Genomic DNA, 16,008 nt, shown 5'->3' on the forward strand with positions numbered 1-16,008 from the left:
TTCATGCCACCCGGTTATGCAGGGGTAAGCAGCGCGCCGAGCGGCCTCGCCTCTATGATGACGAAGGCCTGCGCGTAAGGGTATTCATCGGTAATGGTGACGTGGATGACAGCCTCATGGCCGGCGGGCATCAGCTCGGCGAGCCTCTCGCCAGCGCCCCCGGTCAAGACCATGGTCGGCTTGCCGCCCGGCAGGTTGACGACGCCCATGTCCTTCCAGAATACGCCGTTGGCAAGCCCGGTGCCGAGCGCCTTGGAACAGGCTTCCTTGGCGGCGAAGCGCTTGGCGTAGGATTCCGCCCGATTCTTGCGGCGGTCGGATTTCGCCCGCTCGATATCGGTGAAACAGCGATGGGTGAACCGTTCGCCGAAGCGCTCGATGGATTTTTCCACGCGCCTGATGTCGATGAGGTCGCTGCCCATGCCGATGATCATAGTCTAGCCTGCCGTCTTAGAGTGCCGAACCGGTTTCGACTGACTTGATCACTCTCGCCCTCTCCGTCAAGCGGCCCAGCCGCCGATTGCGGAAGGAACGGACAGCAAAATAGGTCGCGGCATAGAAGACGGCAGCGCAGAGGAGGCCGAGCGGCAGCGAACCGATCAGCATCGGCTCGAGCACCGGGCGCCAAAGCTGGGTCACGTCGAGGTGGGAAAACAGCGCTTCGAGATCGACCGGTTTCGCCGACGGTTCCGCACCGGTAACGAAATGACCGACTTCCCAGGTCAGCGACCAGATGAAGGGCAAGGTGAGCGGATTGGCGAAGGCAGTGCCAAGTGCTGCCGCAACGACGCTGCCGCCGACAAGCCACGCGACCGGCAGCGCCAGCAGGATATGCAGGCCGAGAAAGGGCGTCCAGGCACTCAGGACCCCGACCGCGATACCGGCGGCGACTGCGTGCGGCGAACCGCCGATGCGCATCACCTTCAGCCGGTAATAGCCGAGCGTGCGGCGCAGACCGACCGCCCAGCCTCGGCGGGGGATGACAAGGCCAGCAAGCTTCTGGCCAAACGACAATGGTTTGCGACGACGAAACGGCATCTGTGGTCTATCCGCCCAAAGGATTTCGAAAGCAATGCCGGAAAAGCTGCCGGAGTGTCCAGCGCATCGACTGCTCTTTCATATCACAAGCGATGAAAGCGAAAGCCGGAAAATGATGGCGGAATTGGGCCGGTCACGAAGACCGCGGCAGAAACGGACGCATACCGCACTGCCGACAGGCGCCCGCACCAGCGGTGGGCGCCCGGATATTCGGTTCGGTTCAGAACGACGACTTGCGGAACATGCCGCGGTCCACCTGGCGCATGCGGTGCTCGAGATCGATGCGGTCGCGGGCTTCGTTGAGATAGGCCATTTCGCGATCCTGGGCCGTGGGGACCCGCAGCGCGCGGGCGAACTTGCGTACGGTGTCAAACATGGGTTTCTTCTTTCGGTTCGTGCTTTAGCGTTGCCTTGTAAATACGCCTTTGCGGGGTGTTTTACCAACGCTGGCATCGCTCTACAGCCTTGCACCTGACGCATGGCCGCGACCTTGATCGCGATCAATGCGGCGCAAAATTATGCAAACTGATGTACCCTCATAATTCCTGGTACGAAAAAACCGCGGAAGCTCGAAAGCTTCCGCGGCTGTCATTTCGTAGCAGGGCCTTTGGTTGCTTCCACCCTCGAAGGGAAGGCTCAGAACTCTTCCCAGCTTTCGGCCTTGACCGCAGCGTTGCCGTTGAATGCGCCGGCCAGCTTGCGGCTGAGCGCACGGGCCGGCGAAGCGGCAGGCGCCTCGTGGCCACGGGCCGCACGTACGGCACTGTTATGCGCCTGAACCGACAGCTTGAACTGGGCAAGAAGCGCGTTCAGCGCTGCGGCATCGCGGGCCAGGCCGTGGCTTGCAGCGGTCTGCTCTTCCACCATGGCGGCATTCTTCTGGGTGTCCTGATCCATCGCATTGACGGCGGTGTTGATCTGCTGCAGGCCCGAAGACTGTTCCTGTGCCGATTCAACGATCGCGTTGACGTTGCGGTTGATTTCCTGGACTTCCGTGACGATCGTCTGCAGCGCCTTGCCGGTTTCGCCGACGAGGTGAACACCGTTCTGGACCTGGTGGTTCGAGGCGGTGATCAGGGTCTTGATCTCCTTGGCGGCGTTTGCGGAACGCTGGGCCAGTTCACGAACTTCCTGGGCAACGACGGCAAAGCCCTTGCCGGCTTCACCAGCACGCGCGGCTTCAACGCCGGCGTTGAGTGCGAGAAGGTTGGTCTGGAAGGCGATGTCATCGATGACGCCGATGATGTTGCCGATCTCGCCGGAAGATCTCTCGATCTCCTCCATGGCCTTCACGGCATTGGCGACGACTTCACCCGACTTTTCGGCACCCTGGCGGGTGCGGGCAACCAGCGAACCGGCTTCCTGGGCGCGGCGGGCCGCATCCTTGACGGTCGTGGTGATCTCTTCCAGCGCTGCCGCGGTTTCTTCCACCGAGGCGGCCTGCTGTTCGGTGCGCTTGGCCAGATCGTCGGCGGCCGACTTGATCTCGGCGGAGCCCGCCTCGATGCTGCGGGCGTTCTGGGCAACCTGCTCGAGAGCTGCCTGAAGCTTGGAAGCCGAAGCATTGAAGTCGCCACGGACGCCGTCGAGCGAGGCGGTGAACGGCTGCTCGATGCGGTAGGAGACATTGCCGTCCGACAGCTGGCTCAGGGCCTGCGCCAGATTGTCGACGGCGAACTTGACGTCGGCGGCTTCGCGGGTCTTGGCGGCCTCGCGCTCGATACGCTCGTGTTCCGACAGGCTGCGATGATCATCGGCCTCCTGCTCGAGACGGGTACGCTCCAGCGCGTTGTGACGGAAGACTTCGACGGCGTCGGCCATCTGGCCGATTTCGTCCTTGCGGTCGAGACCGACGATTTCCGACGCGGTCTCGCCCGCTGCCAGCGACGCCATGCGCTCACGCAGGCGGGCCATCGGCGCGGTGATACCCTTCTGGGCGATCGTCAGGGCCAGAACGATCGCGACCGCGATGCCGATCAGCATGCCGACGATGGCGAACTGGATGGTCGAGGAGACTTCGGCGGACAGGCGATCCGAACCGTTCTTGATGATCTCGGCCATGGCGCCGTTGTTGGCGCCGAATTTCGGCGACAGGTCGACGATCGCCTTGTCGAGCTGGGCTTCGAGCGTGCTGACCTGCGCAGCGTTGCCGGCGGCATGCGCCTGCAGCAACTGGTCACCGATCGACTTCAGCTGATCGGCGCCGGCGACGAGTTCGTCGATAGCAGCCTTGCGGCTCGGCACGATGGCCGGGATCTGCTCGAGGCGGGCGCGGGCGCCGGTGATTTCCTTGGCGAAACGGCCCGAGAGATCCTTGAAGGTTTCCGAGGTCGGGTCCTGCGCGAGAGCGCGGCTGAGCCACGTCGTTGCGGTCCACATGCCGGCGGCGCCGCGCGGACCGAAGGTCGCCGCGTTGCTCTCGTTCTGAAGGAAGCTGTAGTAGGACTCGTTGGCGGCGCTGAACCGCTGCGTGACGAACAGCAGGCCGGCGAGCGAAATGATGCCGAGGATGGCAATCGCCATCAGGAATTTCGTCTTAATCTTTAAATTTTTCAGCATGGTAGACCTTCTCAGATAAACTGAAAGCCGGGCACATGGCGGGACATTTTTGGGAAATTCAGGAATTGTCTGGCGAAACGACGCGCATCATGCACGCGGCGACCGGGACAGGCCGCAAAATCCTTGGCGCGAACCCTAGGCCCATTTTCGTGAAAAAAATCTTACACTTGCTGCATTGCACTATATTTTTGGACGAACCGCGAGCGCCTGCCATGTTTCGGACATTATTTTCATAAGCGCGTAACCATCCCTCCCTAAGAAACGGCTCGGTTTGTTGCAGCGCACAAGGAAATGCCGGTAGGCATAGCCCGAGCCATGAGCCCGGCTCGGAAGCGCTGCATGATGCGGACCCATGAAACCAGAATTCCTTTATCGAAGGGCGTAATCCGTGAACTTCAACCGCCGTAACATCCTGACGCTTTCGGCTGCCGCTGCAGCCACTGCCGTCACCACCAAGATCGCCTCCGCACAGGCCATCGGCTTCACCCCCTCGCCGATCTATCCGGACCCGGCGATCCAGGTCCTCGACCCGAGCTTTGCCAAGTATCGCGTTGCCAGCGCCTCGCTGGAACAGGTCGCCACCGGCGCACGCTGGCTGGAAGGCCCGGTCTATTTCGGCGACGGCAAGTATCTGCTGGTCAGCGACATCCCGAACAACCGCGTGATGAAGTATGACGAGACCAACGAAACCTGGAGCGTCTTCGACGCCAACTCGAACTATGCCAACGGCCATTGCCGCGACCTTCAGGGCCGCCTGATCGCCTGCGAACACCTGACGCGCCGCGTCACCCGCACCGAGCATGACGGTTCGATCACGGTTCTCGCCGACAATTACAAGGGCAAGAAGCTCAACTCGCCGAACGACATCGTCTGCAAGTCGGACGGTTCTTTGTGGTTCACCGATCCGCCGTTCGGCATCGGCGGCATGTGGGAAGGCGAAAAGGCGGAAGCCGAGCTGCCGCATTCGGTCTATCGCATTTCGGCCGAAGGCGAGCTGTCGCTGATCACCGACGAGCTGAAGGGACCGAACGGCATCGCATTCTCGGAAGACGAGACGAAGCTCTATGTCGTCGAAGGCCGTGCACAGCCCTACCGCATCGTCTGGTCCTATGACGTTGCCAAGGACGGCGCGACCGTTTCCAACAAGAAGGCGCTGATCACCGCCGACGACAATGGAGGCCTCGACGGCTTCAAGGTCGATGTCGACGGCAACCTGTGGTGCGGCTGGGGCTCGTCGGGTGCTGCCGGCGCCAAGCCGGAAGATCTGAACGGCGTGAAGATCTTCAACAAGGAAGGCAAGGCAATCGGCTTCATCAAGCTGCCGGAGCGTTGCCCGAACGTCGTCTTCGGCGGCGCCAAGAAGAACCGCCTCTACATGGCGTCCAGCCACTCGGTCTACGCACTCTATGTCGAGACCCAGGGCGCTGTCTGATCGTCCGATCGACTGACGCCTCAATACCGAATATCGACGGGCCGGAGCAATCCGGCCCGTTTTCGTTTTGCCGCCGCCGGCCATAAGCGATCGGGCGCAACAAGCGAACGCATCGTTCACCAAAGCGAAATTGACCGCTCTCCTTATCGTGGATATTCTTTATCCACGATAAGGAGAGCGGTAATGAAACTGAGCGACGGTGTGGAGCAGGCCATTCACTGCATGACCTTTCTGACAGGCCTGTCGGAAAACGGCGTGCTTTCGGCGGCAGCGCTTGCCGAACTGCACGGCGTCTCGCCGAGCTATCTCCTAAAGCATCTTCAGGCGCTTTCGGGCGCTGGACTGCTGAAGACGGTGCCGGGGCCGAAGGGCGGTTACCGGCTGGCGAAGGCAGCAGGCGAGATCAGCCTGCTCGATATCGTGCTGGCCGTCGAAGGGCCGGCGCCCGCCTTCCGCTGCGCCGAAATCCGTCAGCGCGGCCCCAATCCCCTGCCCGGCCGGTATTTTTCGAAACCGTGCCAGATCAATGCGGCGATGCTGAAGGCCGAAAAGGCCTATCGTGCCGAGTTGGCCAAAGTGACGATCGCCGATCTTTCGGCGCAGGTTGGCGCAGAAGACGACGGCGGCATTGCCGCACGCGGCTGCGCATTCCTGCAGATCAACGAACGCAGAGCGGGCAATCGCGCCCGATAACACAAGGAGAAGTCGACATGACTATTGGCATCCCCAGAAAATTCGTCGTCATCGGCGGCACCGGCCTGATCGGCTCCAAGGTCGTCGCCCTCATTCGCGAGGCTGGCCATGAGGCCGTTGCCGCAAGCTCGCGCAAAGGCATCAACGCCTATACGGGAGAAGGGCTGTCGCTTGCGCTCGAAGGCGCCGACACGGTGATCGATGTTTCCAACATGGTCTCCTTCGACGAACACATCATCCGCGATTTCTTCGGCACGTCGAGCCGCAATCTGACGGATGCAGAGAAGGTTGCGGGCGTGCGCCATCACGTCGTGCTGTCGATCGTCGGCACGGACGGTCTCACCCGCAACCCTTACCTGAGCGGAAAGCAGGCGCAGGAGGAAGCGATCATCGCCTCCGGCCAGGATTACACGATCATCAGGGCGACGCAGTTCCATGAATTCATGGAGAGCCTTGCCGACGGCTATACGCGCGATGGCGCGGTCACGGTCCCGGACATCGATTTCCAACCGATCGCAGCGGACGACGTGGCGGCGGCCTTGGTCGAGGTCGCATTTTCGGAGCCTCGCAATGCAACGATCGATCTCGCCGGTCCCGATCGCGCCTCCTTCGCAAGCCTGATGCGGACCTATCTTAACGGCAAGGGCGACACCCGGCCGGTCACCGCCGATGCTTCGCTCGACTACTTCGGCGCACCGGTTACAACAACGTCACTGGTGCCGGTGGGCGATGCGCTGATCGGCAAGATCACGCTGCCGCAATGGCTTGCCGGCGTGGCGAATGCGAAGCCGGTGGCGACTGCGTGAGAGCCCCGCAAGAGCAAAGGTCAAGACAGGCTATGGACGGATCGTGCCCAGTCTGCCAAAAGGCGGCCGGGCGCGACTGCCGTTATCTTTAGAACGGGGTCGGATGATAGATTGACGTCACGTCATTGCCGCGAGATCACGCTGGCCGCCCACTTGTTTCCACCCTTTTCTACCGCGAAAACTTCCGCGCCGCCGCGACGCAGAGAATGACGCCGAGGGTGACGGCGAACATGGCGGGCGTTACCGCCTCGCCCAGCAGCAGCGCTGCAAGCGCCAGGCCGAAGAAGGGTTGCAACAGCTGCAGCTGGCCGACGGAGGCGGTGCCGCCCTGCGACAGGCCGCGATACCAGAAGATGAAGCCGATCAGCATCGAGAACAGCGAGACATAGGCAAGGCCTGCATAGGCGGGTGCGGTGACGCCGGCGAAATCCGGCGGCATCAGGGCGAATGCGGCAACAGCCATGACCGGCAGCGCGATGACCAGCGCCCAGCAGATGACCTGCCAGCCGCCAAGGCGCTTCGACAATGCAGCGCCCTCGGCATAGCCATAGCCGCAGGCGACGACCGCGCCGAGCATCAGCCAGCCGCCGAGCGACAGGCCGAGGAAGGTCGCTTCCGCACCATCGGCCCCTCCGCCGCGCACGAACGCGTAGCCGGTAACGAGGCCTGCGCCGATGACGGCGAAGATCCAGAAGGCGGGCCTGGGCCGCTCACCGCCCCGCATGACGCCGAAGATGGCGGTCGCGAGCGGCAACAGGCCGATATAGACGATCGACTGGGCCGACGTGATGTGCTGCAGGGCGATCGCCGTCAGCAGCGGAAAGCCGACGACCACGCCAAGCGCAATCATGGCCAAGGTCACGGCATCCTTCGCGGACGGCCGTTTCTGGCGAAACAGAAGCAGGATACAGAGCGACAGGAGACCGGCGATCGTGCCGCGGGCAACCGTCAGGAACAGCGGATCGAAGCCGATCACCGCCATACGGGTCGCCGGCAGCGAGCCGGAGAAGATCAGCACCCCGATAAAGCCGTTCAACCACCCAGAAATGCCGCGGTCCATCTCATGCTCCAGTCACTCTGTCGGCCGGAATGCCGATCATTGTCGTCATGCGGCGATGCCGCACATGCCCATCGTCAAAAATCGGCTGCCGAGCGATCCGGGGTCGGGTCAGAGAAAGGCTTGCCGCATATTCGAGTACACCCGCCTTATGCGCCTCGCCCCATGGCCTTGCCAGCAACAGTCTGATACAATTTTCTCAAACTGTTATGGCGCACAAACCAGTACGGATCAGAGAATGGACTTAAGCGCGGCATCGACCAAGGCAGAGATGGTGATGGCGACGATCCGACAGCGGATTGCCGGGCGGGCGCTGACGCCGGGGGCGAAGCTGCCGTCGGTGCGCGCACTCGCCGCCACGCTTTCGGTCTCCACCTCCACCGTCGTCGATGCCTATGAGCGGCTTGTGGCGGAAGGGGCGATCGTTTCGCGACCGGGATCGGGCTTTTACGTCGCAAACCAGGCCGCCCCCTTCTCTCCCGCCGAGGCCGGGCCGAAGCTCGACCGGGCTGTCGATCCGTTCTGGATCTCGCGTCAATCGCTGGAAAGCGGCGGCGACACCCTGAAGCCGGGTTGCGGCTGGCTGCCTCCCTCCTGGTTGCCGGAAGAGGCGATGCGCAAGGCCTTGCGTGGTGTGTCACGGGCAGATGCATCGGTACTGGCAGACTACGGTACGCCGCTCGGCCTTTCTCCGCTTAGGCGGCTGATCGCCCGCCGAATGGCGGAGCGTGGCATCGAGGCATCGCCGGAGCAGGTGATCCTAACCGGTTCCGGCACCCAGTCGATCGATCTCATCTGCCGGTTCCTGATCGAGCCGGGCGATACGGTGCTGGTCGACGACCCATGCTATTTCAACTTCCATGCGCTTTTACGGGCGCATCGGGCAAAGATCGTCAGCGTGCCCTATACGGCCAACGGCCCGGATGTCGCGGCCTTCTCGGCCACCGTCCGCGCGCATCGGCCGCGGCTCTACATCACCAATTCGGCGATCCACAACCCGACCGGCGCCGTGCTTTCACCCGTTACCGCCCATCGCGTGCTGAAGATCGCCGAAGAGTTCGATCTGACGATCGTCGAGGATGATATCTTTGCCGACTTCGAGACCGTTGCCGCGCCGCGGCTTGCGGCATTCGACGGGCTGGAGCGGGTCATCCATATCGGCAGTTTTTCCAAGACGCTGTCGGCCGCGGCCCGCTGCGGGTTCATCGCCGCGCGACCGGACTGGATCGAGAGGCTGGTGGACCTGAAGATCGCCACCACCTTTGCCGGCGGGCAGCTGACCGAGGAGATTGCCCATGCGGCGCTTTCCGACGGCGGCTATCGCAAGCACATGGATGGTTTGCGGGTGAGACTTTCGAAGGCGATGGCAGAGGTCACGGCGCGGCTTTCAGCGCTCGACATCGAGCCGGTGACGGCGCTTCCATCGGGTGTCCGGGCCGGCATGTTTCTCTGGTGCCGGCTGCCGGGCGATGTCGATGCGGCAGAGGTGGCACGCAAGTGTCTCAAGCGGCAGGTCGTGCTGGCACCCGGCAACGCGTTCAGCCTGTCGCAGTCGGCGGGTCACTTCATGCGCTTCAATGTTTCGCAAACGCTCGATGCGCGAATATTCGAGGCCTTGAAGGACGCGATGCGGCCCTGAAGTCAGTCCTTTTTCAGCACGAGGCCGCGGCCGAGAACAAAGCTTGCGAGCGCACCGATTGCCGCGGTGCCGTAAAGCCAGGAGGCGGTGTCGCCCGCCGTGCCGGATGACAGGCTTGCCGTCAGCTCCGTGGCGACGGCGATGGTGCCGGACAGGGCAGCTCCCACCGCATAGCCCGCCGTCGACATGGTCGGCAGAAGCGCACTTGCGCGATCACGCTCGTCGCTCGAGGCGGCCTCCATCGCAGCCTGGTTGATGCTTGCCCAGGACAGGCCGAAGCCGGTGCCGACCAGCATCTGGCCGGCGATGACGAGCGGCAGCCATTGCATGCCGATGGCGCAGGCGATGGCGGTAAATCCGGCAAACTGGAAAAGCGCGCCGCTGCGCATCAGGCCCTGACGCCGGCCAAGCGCCTCGGCGCGGCTGGCAAGCATGGCGACGGCGCTCCAGATCAGGGCCATGGTGACGACGATATAGCCGACGGCCGCCGGGCCGAGATGGAAGACCTCGCGCAGAAGAAGCGCCAGATAGGTGCTGCCGGCAGAATGACTTGCCGACATCAGGAAGAGGATGAGAAAGGCGCGGCCAAGCCCCGTCCCAGCCACGAATGTCGAGGACGGGAACAGGCGCGCACCGAAACGGCCATCGAGCCTGACGACGAGAATAAGTGCCGCAAGCGCCAGCGCCAGCAGTGAAGCCTGCCAGAGCGGCTGGCTGCTCGCCGAGGACAGGGCGAACAGGAAGGCCGTCGCGATGCTGAGCGCGACCGTGACAGGCGGAAAGCCCGCCGCCTTGCCGCCGCTAGTCTTCGGCCTCGTCAATGCGGCAAACAGCGCGAGCGCGGCCAAAAGCGGCAGCACCGCCAGAAATGAGGCCCGCCAGGACACGCCCTGCGCGAGCAGTCCGCCGATGAAGGGACCAAGCAGCGCGGTCACCGCCCAGACGGTCGCCTCGACGGCGAAGACGCGAGCCACGAGCGAGGACGCGAAATTGGCCGGGATCAGACTGTAGCAGACGGCAACGATGATGCCGTCACCCAGTCCCTGCAGCAATCGGCCGAGCACGATCCAGCCGAAGGACGGCGCGAGCATGGCCATGAGGCCGCCTATCGCAAAGACAAGCGAAGCGAGACCAAGGCTTGCCCTGACGCCCAGCCGGTCCCTTACAGACGCAGCCGTGACGCCGCCGGCGATCGATCCGATGAAATAGAGGCTGTAGACCCAGCTGAACCAGTCACGCCCGCCCAGCTCGGCGGCGGCGAGCGGCATGGCGGCGACGATGGCGAACTGGTTGAAGGCATGCAGGCCGATGCCGGCGGAAATGAGCGCCAGCATGCGGCCGTTCTGTCCCGCAAACAGGCGTGTGCCGCCTGTGGCCTCTTCTGTCTGCGACGGTTCGGGCCTTGAATACCCGCCCCCCGTCTCAATCTCGCTCGCCATGTCTTCCGCCGCACTTGTTCAGGATGTCGCTTCGCTGCCCGCTTCCGCGGCAACAGCTAGATTCCCCATCGGAGCCGGGGTCAACGGGAAAATGCCCCGCCTGCCCCGACCCCTCGATGAAGCACGGACAGAACCTGGAAAGACCACCTGGCAAGCCGCGGACGCGCGTCTTCGCGGAGCAGGACCACGCGATGGCAAGGGCGCCTTCCCTACACGAAAGATCACGAAATCGGCACCTCGCCCAAATCCGCGCCATTGCCTGGCTGATTTTTCAGCGCGTGACATTTTAGCTACAGCCTTTTTAGCAAGAGCTCCTACATGATCGATCATCACTCAATACGGAGGTCATACCCATGAAGGGTCTTTTCGTTCTCGCAACCACCGCAGCACTGGCTGCCTCCACCGCAGCATTCGCCGCCGACGCCGTCGAGCAGATCCCGGCTGCACCGGTCGCCATCGAAACCGCGCCGATGTTTTCCTGGAGCGGCGCCTATGTGGGTGCCCATACCGGCTATGGCTTTGGTGACGGCGATCTCGAAGGTTTTGGTTCGGACAATTTCGACGGATGGCGTCTCGGCGGCTTCGTCGGTTACAACTGGCAGTTCTCCAACGGCTTCGTCGCCGGTATCGAAGGTGACGCGAACTACGACTGGAACGACAACGACTACGGTCCTGTCGATGTCGAAAGCGGCTTCTCCGGCTCCGTGCGCGGCCGCGTCGGCTATGCCTTCGACCGCACCCTGGTGTTTGCCGCCGGCGGTTGGACAGCCACCAATGTCGAAGTCAACGGCGCTGTCGATGACGATGACACGCTGCATGGCTGGACGATCGGTGCCGGCGTCGACCACGCGTTCACCGACAACATCTTCGGCCGTCTCGAATATCGCTACAACGACTATGGCAGCGGCAATCTCGGCGGTCTCGACGTCGATTTCGACCAGCATGTCATCCAGGTCGGCGTTGGTGTGAAGTTCTAAGCTTTTCCCGATCCGAAACGACAAAACGCCGCCCGGATAAATCTTCGGGCGGCGTTTTTTATGGCTGTTCAGCTTTTCCTGAATGCAGGGTCAGTCGTAGACGCGCTTGAGATTTGCGACGCAGTCGAGGTCCTTCAGCTGCGAGAGAAGCTGGTTCAGCTGGCGCAGGTCCCAGACCTCGATCTCCATGGCGATTTCGGAGAAGTCGTCGGCGCGGTTGGAGCCCATCGACATGGTGCGGATGTTGATGTCGAGCGCGCCTATCGTCTTTGCAACCGTCGCCAGCGTGCCGGGCTCGTTGATCGTGTTGATCTCGATCCTGGCCGGGAAGCGCGACTTGTTGGCCTCATCGAGATCCCAGCGGACATCGATCCAGCGTTCCGGCTCGTCATCGAATTTCTGCAGCGCCGGCGCCTGGATCGGGTAGATGGTAATGCCCTTGCCCTCATCCATGATGCCGACGATACGATCGCCCGGCACGGCACCGCTCGGTGCGAAGCGCACCCGCGTGTTGGACGCGAGACCGCGGATCGGCAGAAGTGTCGCAAGACCGGACGCCTGGGCGTTCTCGGCCTCCGCAGCCCCCTTTGCTCCTCCTTGCGCCGGCAGCTTGAACATCATGCCCGACGCACTCGGGACATTGAACCAGCCATCGTCGGCGGACGGCTTTACCGTCACGCGCTCATCCTTGTAATCGGGGAAGACGGCGCGCAGCACGTCGAGGGAGGAGAGTTCGCCGCGGCCGACGAGCGCGATCGTATCCTCGACATCCTTCTGCGCCAGACGCGACAGCGCAGGCTTCAGCGCGTCGCGCGAGAAGATCTTGCCGGCACGTTCGAACGTGCGCTCGAGAATGCGGTGCCCGAGGCCTGCATATTGCTTGCGGATCGCCATGCGGGTGGCACGGCGGATGGCCGAGCGCGCCTTGCCGGTGACGACGATCTCTTCCCAGGCGGCCGGCGGCACCTGCACGCCGGAACGGATGATCTCCACCTCGTCGCCATTGTTGAGCCGTGTCACCAGCGGCATGATGCGGCCGTTGATCTTGGCGCCAACCGTGGTGTCGCCGATATTGGTGTGGACGGCATAGGCGAAGTCGATCGGGGTCGCGCCGCGCGGCAGTGCAATCAGCTTGCCCTTCGGAGTGAAACAGAAAACCTGATCCTGGAACAGTTCGAGCTTGGTATGTTCGAGGAATTCTTCCGGGTTGTCGCCTTCGGCCAGCGATTCGATCGTATGGCGCAGCCAGGAATAGGCATTGCTCTCCTTCGGCAGCAGATCGTCGCTCTTGGAGCCACCCCTGCCATCCTTGTAGAGCGCATGGGCGGCGATACCGTATTCGGCGATCTCCTGCATCATCTCGGTGCGGATCTGCAGCTCGATACGCTGCCGCGACGGGCCGACGATCGTCGTGTGCAGCGAGCGGTAATCGTTCTGCTTCGGGTTGGAGATATAGTCCTTGAACCGGCCCGGCACGACGCGCCAGCGGGTATGGACGATGCCGAGCGCCTTGTAGCAGCAGGCGGTGTCATCGACGATGATGCGGAAGCCGTAGACATCCGAGAGCTGCTCGAAGGATAGCGACTTCGACTGCATCTTGCGGAAGACGGAATAGGGCTTCTTCTGGCGGCCCTTGACGAAGGCGCCCTGCAGGCCGTTGGCGACCAGCAGCTCGCGCAGCTCGTCCTCGATTTTCTTGATCAGGCCCTCGTTGCGGCCGGATAGTTCGGCCAGGCGCTGGGTGACGGTCTCGTAGGCTTCCGGGTTGATATGACGGAAGGAGAGGTCCTCCAGCTCGTCGCGCATGTCCTGCATACCCATGCGGCCGGCAAGCGGCGCGTAGATATCCATCGTCTCTTCGGAGATGCGCGCCTTCTGCTCGGGCTTCATGTGGTCGAGCGTGCGCATGTTGTGCAGGCGGTCGGCCAGCTTGACGAGCAGCACGCGCACGTCGTCGGAAATGGCGAGCAGCAGCTTGCGCAGATTTTCCGCCTGCTTGGCTTTTTTCGACACGAGGTCGAGGCGCTTCAGCTTTGTCAGCCCCTCGACGAGACGGCCGATATCCTCGCCGAACAACTCGTCGATCTCGGCGCGGGTCGCCGTCGTATCCTCGATCGTATCATGCAGTAGCGCGACCGCGATGGTCGACTCGTCGAGATGCATGTCGGTGAGGATGGCCGCCACTTCGAGCGGATGGGAAATATAGGGATCGCCAGAAGCACGCTTCTGCTGGCCATGCTTCTGCATGGCATAAACATAGGCCTTGTTGAGAAGAGCTTCGTTGGCGTCGGGCTTGTATTTCTGCACCCGCTCAACGAGCTCGTACTGCCTCATCATTCCCGGATATGTCCCTTACAATCGTCAGCCTCTGACAAACGAAAATGGCGCGCCAACCGTCGGTTAGCGCAGCCATCATCATTGAGACAACCAGATTAGGGCGATAGAATGAACGATACCTTGCGTTCAGCCCAGTATCGATCAGTAATCGTCGCTCTTTTCCGGCGGAACCAGACCTTCGATACCGGCAAGCAGCTCTTCTTCCGACATCTGGTCGAAATTGATGCTTTCCGGCGCATCGTCGTCTTCCGCATCTGCTGCTACGGAAACGCCGCCGGCAGCGATGAGCGAAGCCGGATCGGGCTCGGGCTCGTCGATTTCCACATGCTTCTGCAGCGAGTGGATCAGGTCTTCCTTCAGATCGTCGGGAGACAGGGTCTCGTCGGCGATTTCGCGCAACGCAACGACCGGGTTCTTGTCATTGTCGCGGTCGATCGTGATCGAGGCGCCCTGCGAAATCTGGCGCGCGCGGTGGCTTGCGAGAAGCACCAGCTCGAAACGGTTGTCGACTTTGTCAATGCAATCTTCTACTGTGACACGGGCCATAGCCTGTCCTTTACGGTCCTGAATTTCCGGAATTGGTTAGCCCGTACAGCCATTGGCGGGCAAATTCAAGTTTTTCCTGCCCGGATCGGCAACGGCCCACCAGAATGGGGGATTACAGCCGCTCGAATTTCAATCAAAGCGTGCTTGGATTATTTAGAATCGTGCCATACATGACAGCTATATGAATAGTTCTTAATGTAATGAATTATTCCAATCTTTTCGGTTTCACTTTAAGGTGAGCCGAGAGGCTGAAGGACAGGCATACAAAAAGGGATGGAGACATATGTTTGACCCGAGAGAGAAAATTGCTCTCTTCATCGACGGCGCAAATCTATACGCAGCTTCGAAAAGCCTCGGCTTCGATATCGACTATCGAAAGCTTCTGAAGGCATTCCAGAAACGCGGCTATCTGTTGCGCGCCTATTATTACACCGCGCTGATCGAGGATCAGGAGTATTCCTCGATCCGGCCGCTGATCGACTGGCTGGATTATAACGGCTACAAGGTGGTCACCAAGCCGGCGAAGGAATTCACCGACAGCCTGGGCCGCCGCAAGATCAAGGGCAACATGGATATCGAGCTTGCCATCGATGCCATGGAACAGTCCGAGACGGTCGATCATCTGGTGATCTTCTCCGGCGACGGCGATTTCACCAATCTGGTGGAAGCGTTGCAGCGCAGGGGCCGCAAGGTCTCGGTCGTTTCGACCATGTCGACCCAGCCGCCGATGATCGCCGACGATCTGCGCCGCCAGGCCGACCACTTCATCGATCTGATGACGCTTAAGGCGGAAGTCGGTCGCGATCCGAGCGAACGCCCGGTGCGCGCCACGGAGCCGGTTGAACCGGCAGCGTCGTGATGGACATCGATCCAGAATGTCGAAAGGCGCCGGAAACGGCGCCTTTTTTATTGGATGACATTCAAACGCATGACGCCGTTCAGCCGTTCTTCAGCAGCCGCGACTTCTGACGGTTCCAGTCGCGTTCTTTCTCGGTCTCGCGCTTGTCGTGCAGCTTCTTGCCCTTGGCGAGCGCCAGTTCAAGCTTGGCCCTGCCGCGGTCGTTGAAATAGATCTTGAGCGGCACCAGCGTCATGCCCTCGCGGTTGATGCTGTTGCGCAGACGGTTGATCTCGCGTTTCGACAGCAGCAGCTTGCGACGGCGACGGGGCTCGTGATTGAAACGGTTGGCCTGCAGGTATTCCGGCAGATGGCTGTTGATCAGCCAGATTTCCTCGCCCTCATCGGACGCGTAGGATTCGGCGATATTGGCCTTGCCTTCACGCAGGGACTTCACCTCGGTACCGGTCAGCATGAGGCCAGCCTCATAGGTATCGATTATCTCGTAGTTGAAGCGAGCCTTGCGGTTTTCCGCAACGATCTTGTTCACCACGCGCTGGCTGCCTTTGGGTGCCATCAGACGAATTCCATTTTCGCTCTACAGTCGCAAAACCCCGCCCATGAGCGATGAGCGGGGTTCGATCTCA

The 16,008-nt window shown here is 61.9% G+C and carries 15 protein-coding genes; 6 read left to right on the forward strand and 9 right to left on the reverse strand.

All coding sequences use genetic code 11. The annotated features are described in order from the left end of the window. Positions 1-14: 14 nt before the first annotated feature. The 4 genes from acpS to AC0JZ4_RS18045 form a co-directional block, all read right to left on the reverse strand. Entirely contained in the window at positions 15-434 is a 420-nt protein-coding gene (acpS, locus tag AC0JZ4_RS18030) for a holo-ACP synthase (RefSeq protein ID WP_471887685.1), read from the reverse strand. 16 nt (positions 435-450) lie between these two features. Next, positions 451-1,038 (reverse strand): DUF2062 domain-containing protein, encoded by a 588-nt coding sequence (locus AC0JZ4_RS18035; RefSeq protein ID WP_471887686.1) that lies wholly within the window; start codon positions 1,036-1,038, stop codon positions 451-453. 220 nt (positions 1,039-1,258) lie between these two features. Continuing rightward, positions 1,259-1,414, reverse strand: coding sequence for a DUF3563 family protein (locus tag AC0JZ4_RS18040; protein ID WP_471887687.1), 156 nt, complete (start codon positions 1,412-1,414; stop codon positions 1,259-1,261). 260 nt (positions 1,415-1,674) lie between these two features. After that, positions 1,675-3,597: a methyl-accepting chemotaxis protein gene (locus tag AC0JZ4_RS18045; RefSeq protein WP_471887688.1), complete on the reverse strand. Its 1,923-nt coding sequence runs from the start codon at positions 3,595-3,597 to the stop codon at positions 1,675-1,677. A 388-nt stretch (positions 3,598-3,985) separates the two neighbouring features. On the opposite strand from AC0JZ4_RS18045, the gene AC0JZ4_RS18050 reads away from it, so the two are divergent. The 3 genes from AC0JZ4_RS18050 to AC0JZ4_RS18060 all read left to right on the forward strand — a co-directional run bounded on the left by AC0JZ4_RS18050 (position 3,986) and on the right by AC0JZ4_RS18060 (position 6,528). Beyond that, positions 3,986-5,029, forward strand: a complete 1,044-nt coding sequence (locus AC0JZ4_RS18050; RefSeq protein WP_471887689.1) for an SMP-30/gluconolactonase/LRE family protein — start codon at positions 3,986-3,988, stop codon at positions 5,027-5,029. 183 nt (positions 5,030-5,212) lie between these two features. Further along, on the forward strand, positions 5,213-5,722 hold the full coding sequence (locus tag AC0JZ4_RS18055; RefSeq protein ID WP_471887690.1) for an RrF2 family transcriptional regulator: 510 nt from the start codon (positions 5,213-5,215) through the stop codon (positions 5,720-5,722). Between the two features lie 17 nt (positions 5,723-5,739). Beyond that, complete coding sequence (locus AC0JZ4_RS18060; RefSeq protein WP_471887691.1) at positions 5,740-6,528, forward strand: SDR family oxidoreductase; 789 nt, start codon at positions 5,740-5,742, stop codon at positions 6,526-6,528. Between the two features lie 169 nt (positions 6,529-6,697). Here AC0JZ4_RS18060 and AC0JZ4_RS18065 read toward each other — a convergent pair whose 3' ends face one another. Continuing rightward, positions 6,698-7,588: a DMT family transporter gene (locus AC0JZ4_RS18065; protein WP_471887692.1), complete on the reverse strand. Its 891-nt coding sequence runs from the start codon at positions 7,586-7,588 to the stop codon at positions 6,698-6,700. 235 nt (positions 7,589-7,823) lie between these two features. On the opposite strand from AC0JZ4_RS18065, the gene AC0JZ4_RS18070 reads away from it, so the two are divergent. Continuing rightward, positions 7,824-9,224 (forward strand): aminotransferase-like domain-containing protein, encoded by a 1,401-nt coding sequence (locus AC0JZ4_RS18070; protein WP_471887693.1) that lies wholly within the window; start codon positions 7,824-7,826, stop codon positions 9,222-9,224. Between the two features lie 2 nt (positions 9,225-9,226). Here the strand turns inward: AC0JZ4_RS18070 and AC0JZ4_RS18075 are convergent, their stop codons facing one another. Then, the gene (locus AC0JZ4_RS18075; protein WP_471887694.1) at positions 9,227-10,663 is read right to left on the reverse strand and encodes an MFS transporter; all 1,437 of its coding nucleotides are present in this window, start codon (positions 10,661-10,663) and stop codon (positions 9,227-9,229) included. A gap of 353 nt (positions 10,664-11,016) precedes the next feature. On the opposite strand from AC0JZ4_RS18075, the gene AC0JZ4_RS18080 reads away from it, so the two are divergent. Next, positions 11,017-11,640, forward strand: coding sequence for an outer membrane protein (locus tag AC0JZ4_RS18080; RefSeq protein ID WP_471887695.1), 624 nt, complete (start codon positions 11,017-11,019; stop codon positions 11,638-11,640). 90 nt (positions 11,641-11,730) lie between these two features. Here AC0JZ4_RS18080 and AC0JZ4_RS18085 read toward each other — a convergent pair whose 3' ends face one another. Together AC0JZ4_RS18085 and rpoZ are read right to left on the reverse strand one after the other, a co-directional pair. Continuing rightward, positions 11,731-13,977 carry a RelA/SpoT family protein gene (locus AC0JZ4_RS18085; protein WP_471887696.1) on the reverse strand — a complete coding sequence of 749 codons (2,247 nt, stop codon included), beginning with the start codon at positions 13,975-13,977 and terminating at the stop codon, positions 11,731-11,733. Between the two features lie 141 nt (positions 13,978-14,118). Further along, positions 14,119-14,523, reverse strand: a complete 405-nt coding sequence (rpoZ, locus tag AC0JZ4_RS18090) for a DNA-directed RNA polymerase subunit omega (RefSeq protein WP_471887697.1) — start codon at positions 14,521-14,523, stop codon at positions 14,119-14,121. 283 nt (positions 14,524-14,806) lie between these two features. Between rpoZ and AC0JZ4_RS18095 the strand changes: the two genes are divergently transcribed. After that, the gene (locus tag AC0JZ4_RS18095; RefSeq protein WP_471887698.1) at positions 14,807-15,382 is read left to right on the forward strand and encodes a LabA-like NYN domain-containing protein; all 576 of its coding nucleotides are present in this window, start codon (positions 14,807-14,809) and stop codon (positions 15,380-15,382) included. A gap of 79 nt (positions 15,383-15,461) precedes the next feature. Here the strand turns inward: AC0JZ4_RS18095 and smpB are convergent, their stop codons facing one another. Continuing rightward, on the reverse strand, positions 15,462-15,938 hold the full coding sequence (gene smpB, locus AC0JZ4_RS18100) for an SsrA-binding protein SmpB (protein ID WP_471887699.1): 477 nt from the start codon (positions 15,936-15,938) through the stop codon (positions 15,462-15,464). Between the last annotated feature and the right edge of the window lie 70 nt (positions 15,939-16,008).

It is taken from the genome of [Rhizobium] kunmingense (assembly GCF_977018605.1).

Coding starts and splice junctions, on each gene's coding strand:
- rpoZ (WP_471887697.1), bottom strand. CDS start 14,523: ATGGCCCGTGTCACAGTAGAAGATTGCATTGACAAAGTCGACAACCGT.
- AC0JZ4_RS18070 (WP_471887693.1), top strand. CDS start 7,824: ATGGACTTAAGCGCGGCATCGACCAAGGCAGAGATGGTGATGGCGACG.
- AC0JZ4_RS18065 (WP_471887692.1), bottom strand. CDS start 7,588: ATGGACCGCGGCATTTCTGGGTGGTTGAACGGCTTTATCGGGGTGCTG.
- AC0JZ4_RS18075 (WP_471887694.1), bottom strand. CDS start 10,663: ATGGCGAGCGAGATTGAGACGGGGGGCGGGTATTCAAGGCCCGAACCG.
- AC0JZ4_RS18040 (WP_471887687.1), bottom strand. CDS start 1,414: ATGTTTGACACCGTACGCAAGTTCGCCCGCGCGCTGCGGGTCCCCACG.
- AC0JZ4_RS18095 (WP_471887698.1), top strand. CDS start 14,807: ATGTTTGACCCGAGAGAGAAAATTGCTCTCTTCATCGACGGCGCAAAT.
- AC0JZ4_RS18055 (WP_471887690.1), top strand. CDS start 5,213: ATGAAACTGAGCGACGGTGTGGAGCAGGCCATTCACTGCATGACCTTT.
- acpS (WP_471887685.1), bottom strand. CDS start 434: ATGATCATCGGCATGGGCAGCGACCTCATCGACATCAGGCGCGTGGAA.
- smpB (WP_471887699.1), bottom strand. CDS start 15,938: ATGGCACCCAAAGGCAGCCAGCGCGTGGTGAACAAGATCGTTGCGGAA.
- AC0JZ4_RS18080 (WP_471887695.1), top strand. CDS start 11,017: ATGAAGGGTCTTTTCGTTCTCGCAACCACCGCAGCACTGGCTGCCTCC.
- AC0JZ4_RS18035 (WP_471887686.1), bottom strand. CDS start 1,038: ATGCCGTTTCGTCGTCGCAAACCATTGTCGTTTGGCCAGAAGCTTGCT.
- AC0JZ4_RS18085 (WP_471887696.1), bottom strand. CDS start 13,977: ATGATGAGGCAGTACGAGCTCGTTGAGCGGGTGCAGAAATACAAGCCC.
- AC0JZ4_RS18060 (WP_471887691.1), top strand. CDS start 5,740: ATGACTATTGGCATCCCCAGAAAATTCGTCGTCATCGGCGGCACCGGC.
- AC0JZ4_RS18045 (WP_471887688.1), bottom strand. CDS start 3,597: ATGCTGAAAAATTTAAAGATTAAGACGAAATTCCTGATGGCGATTGCC.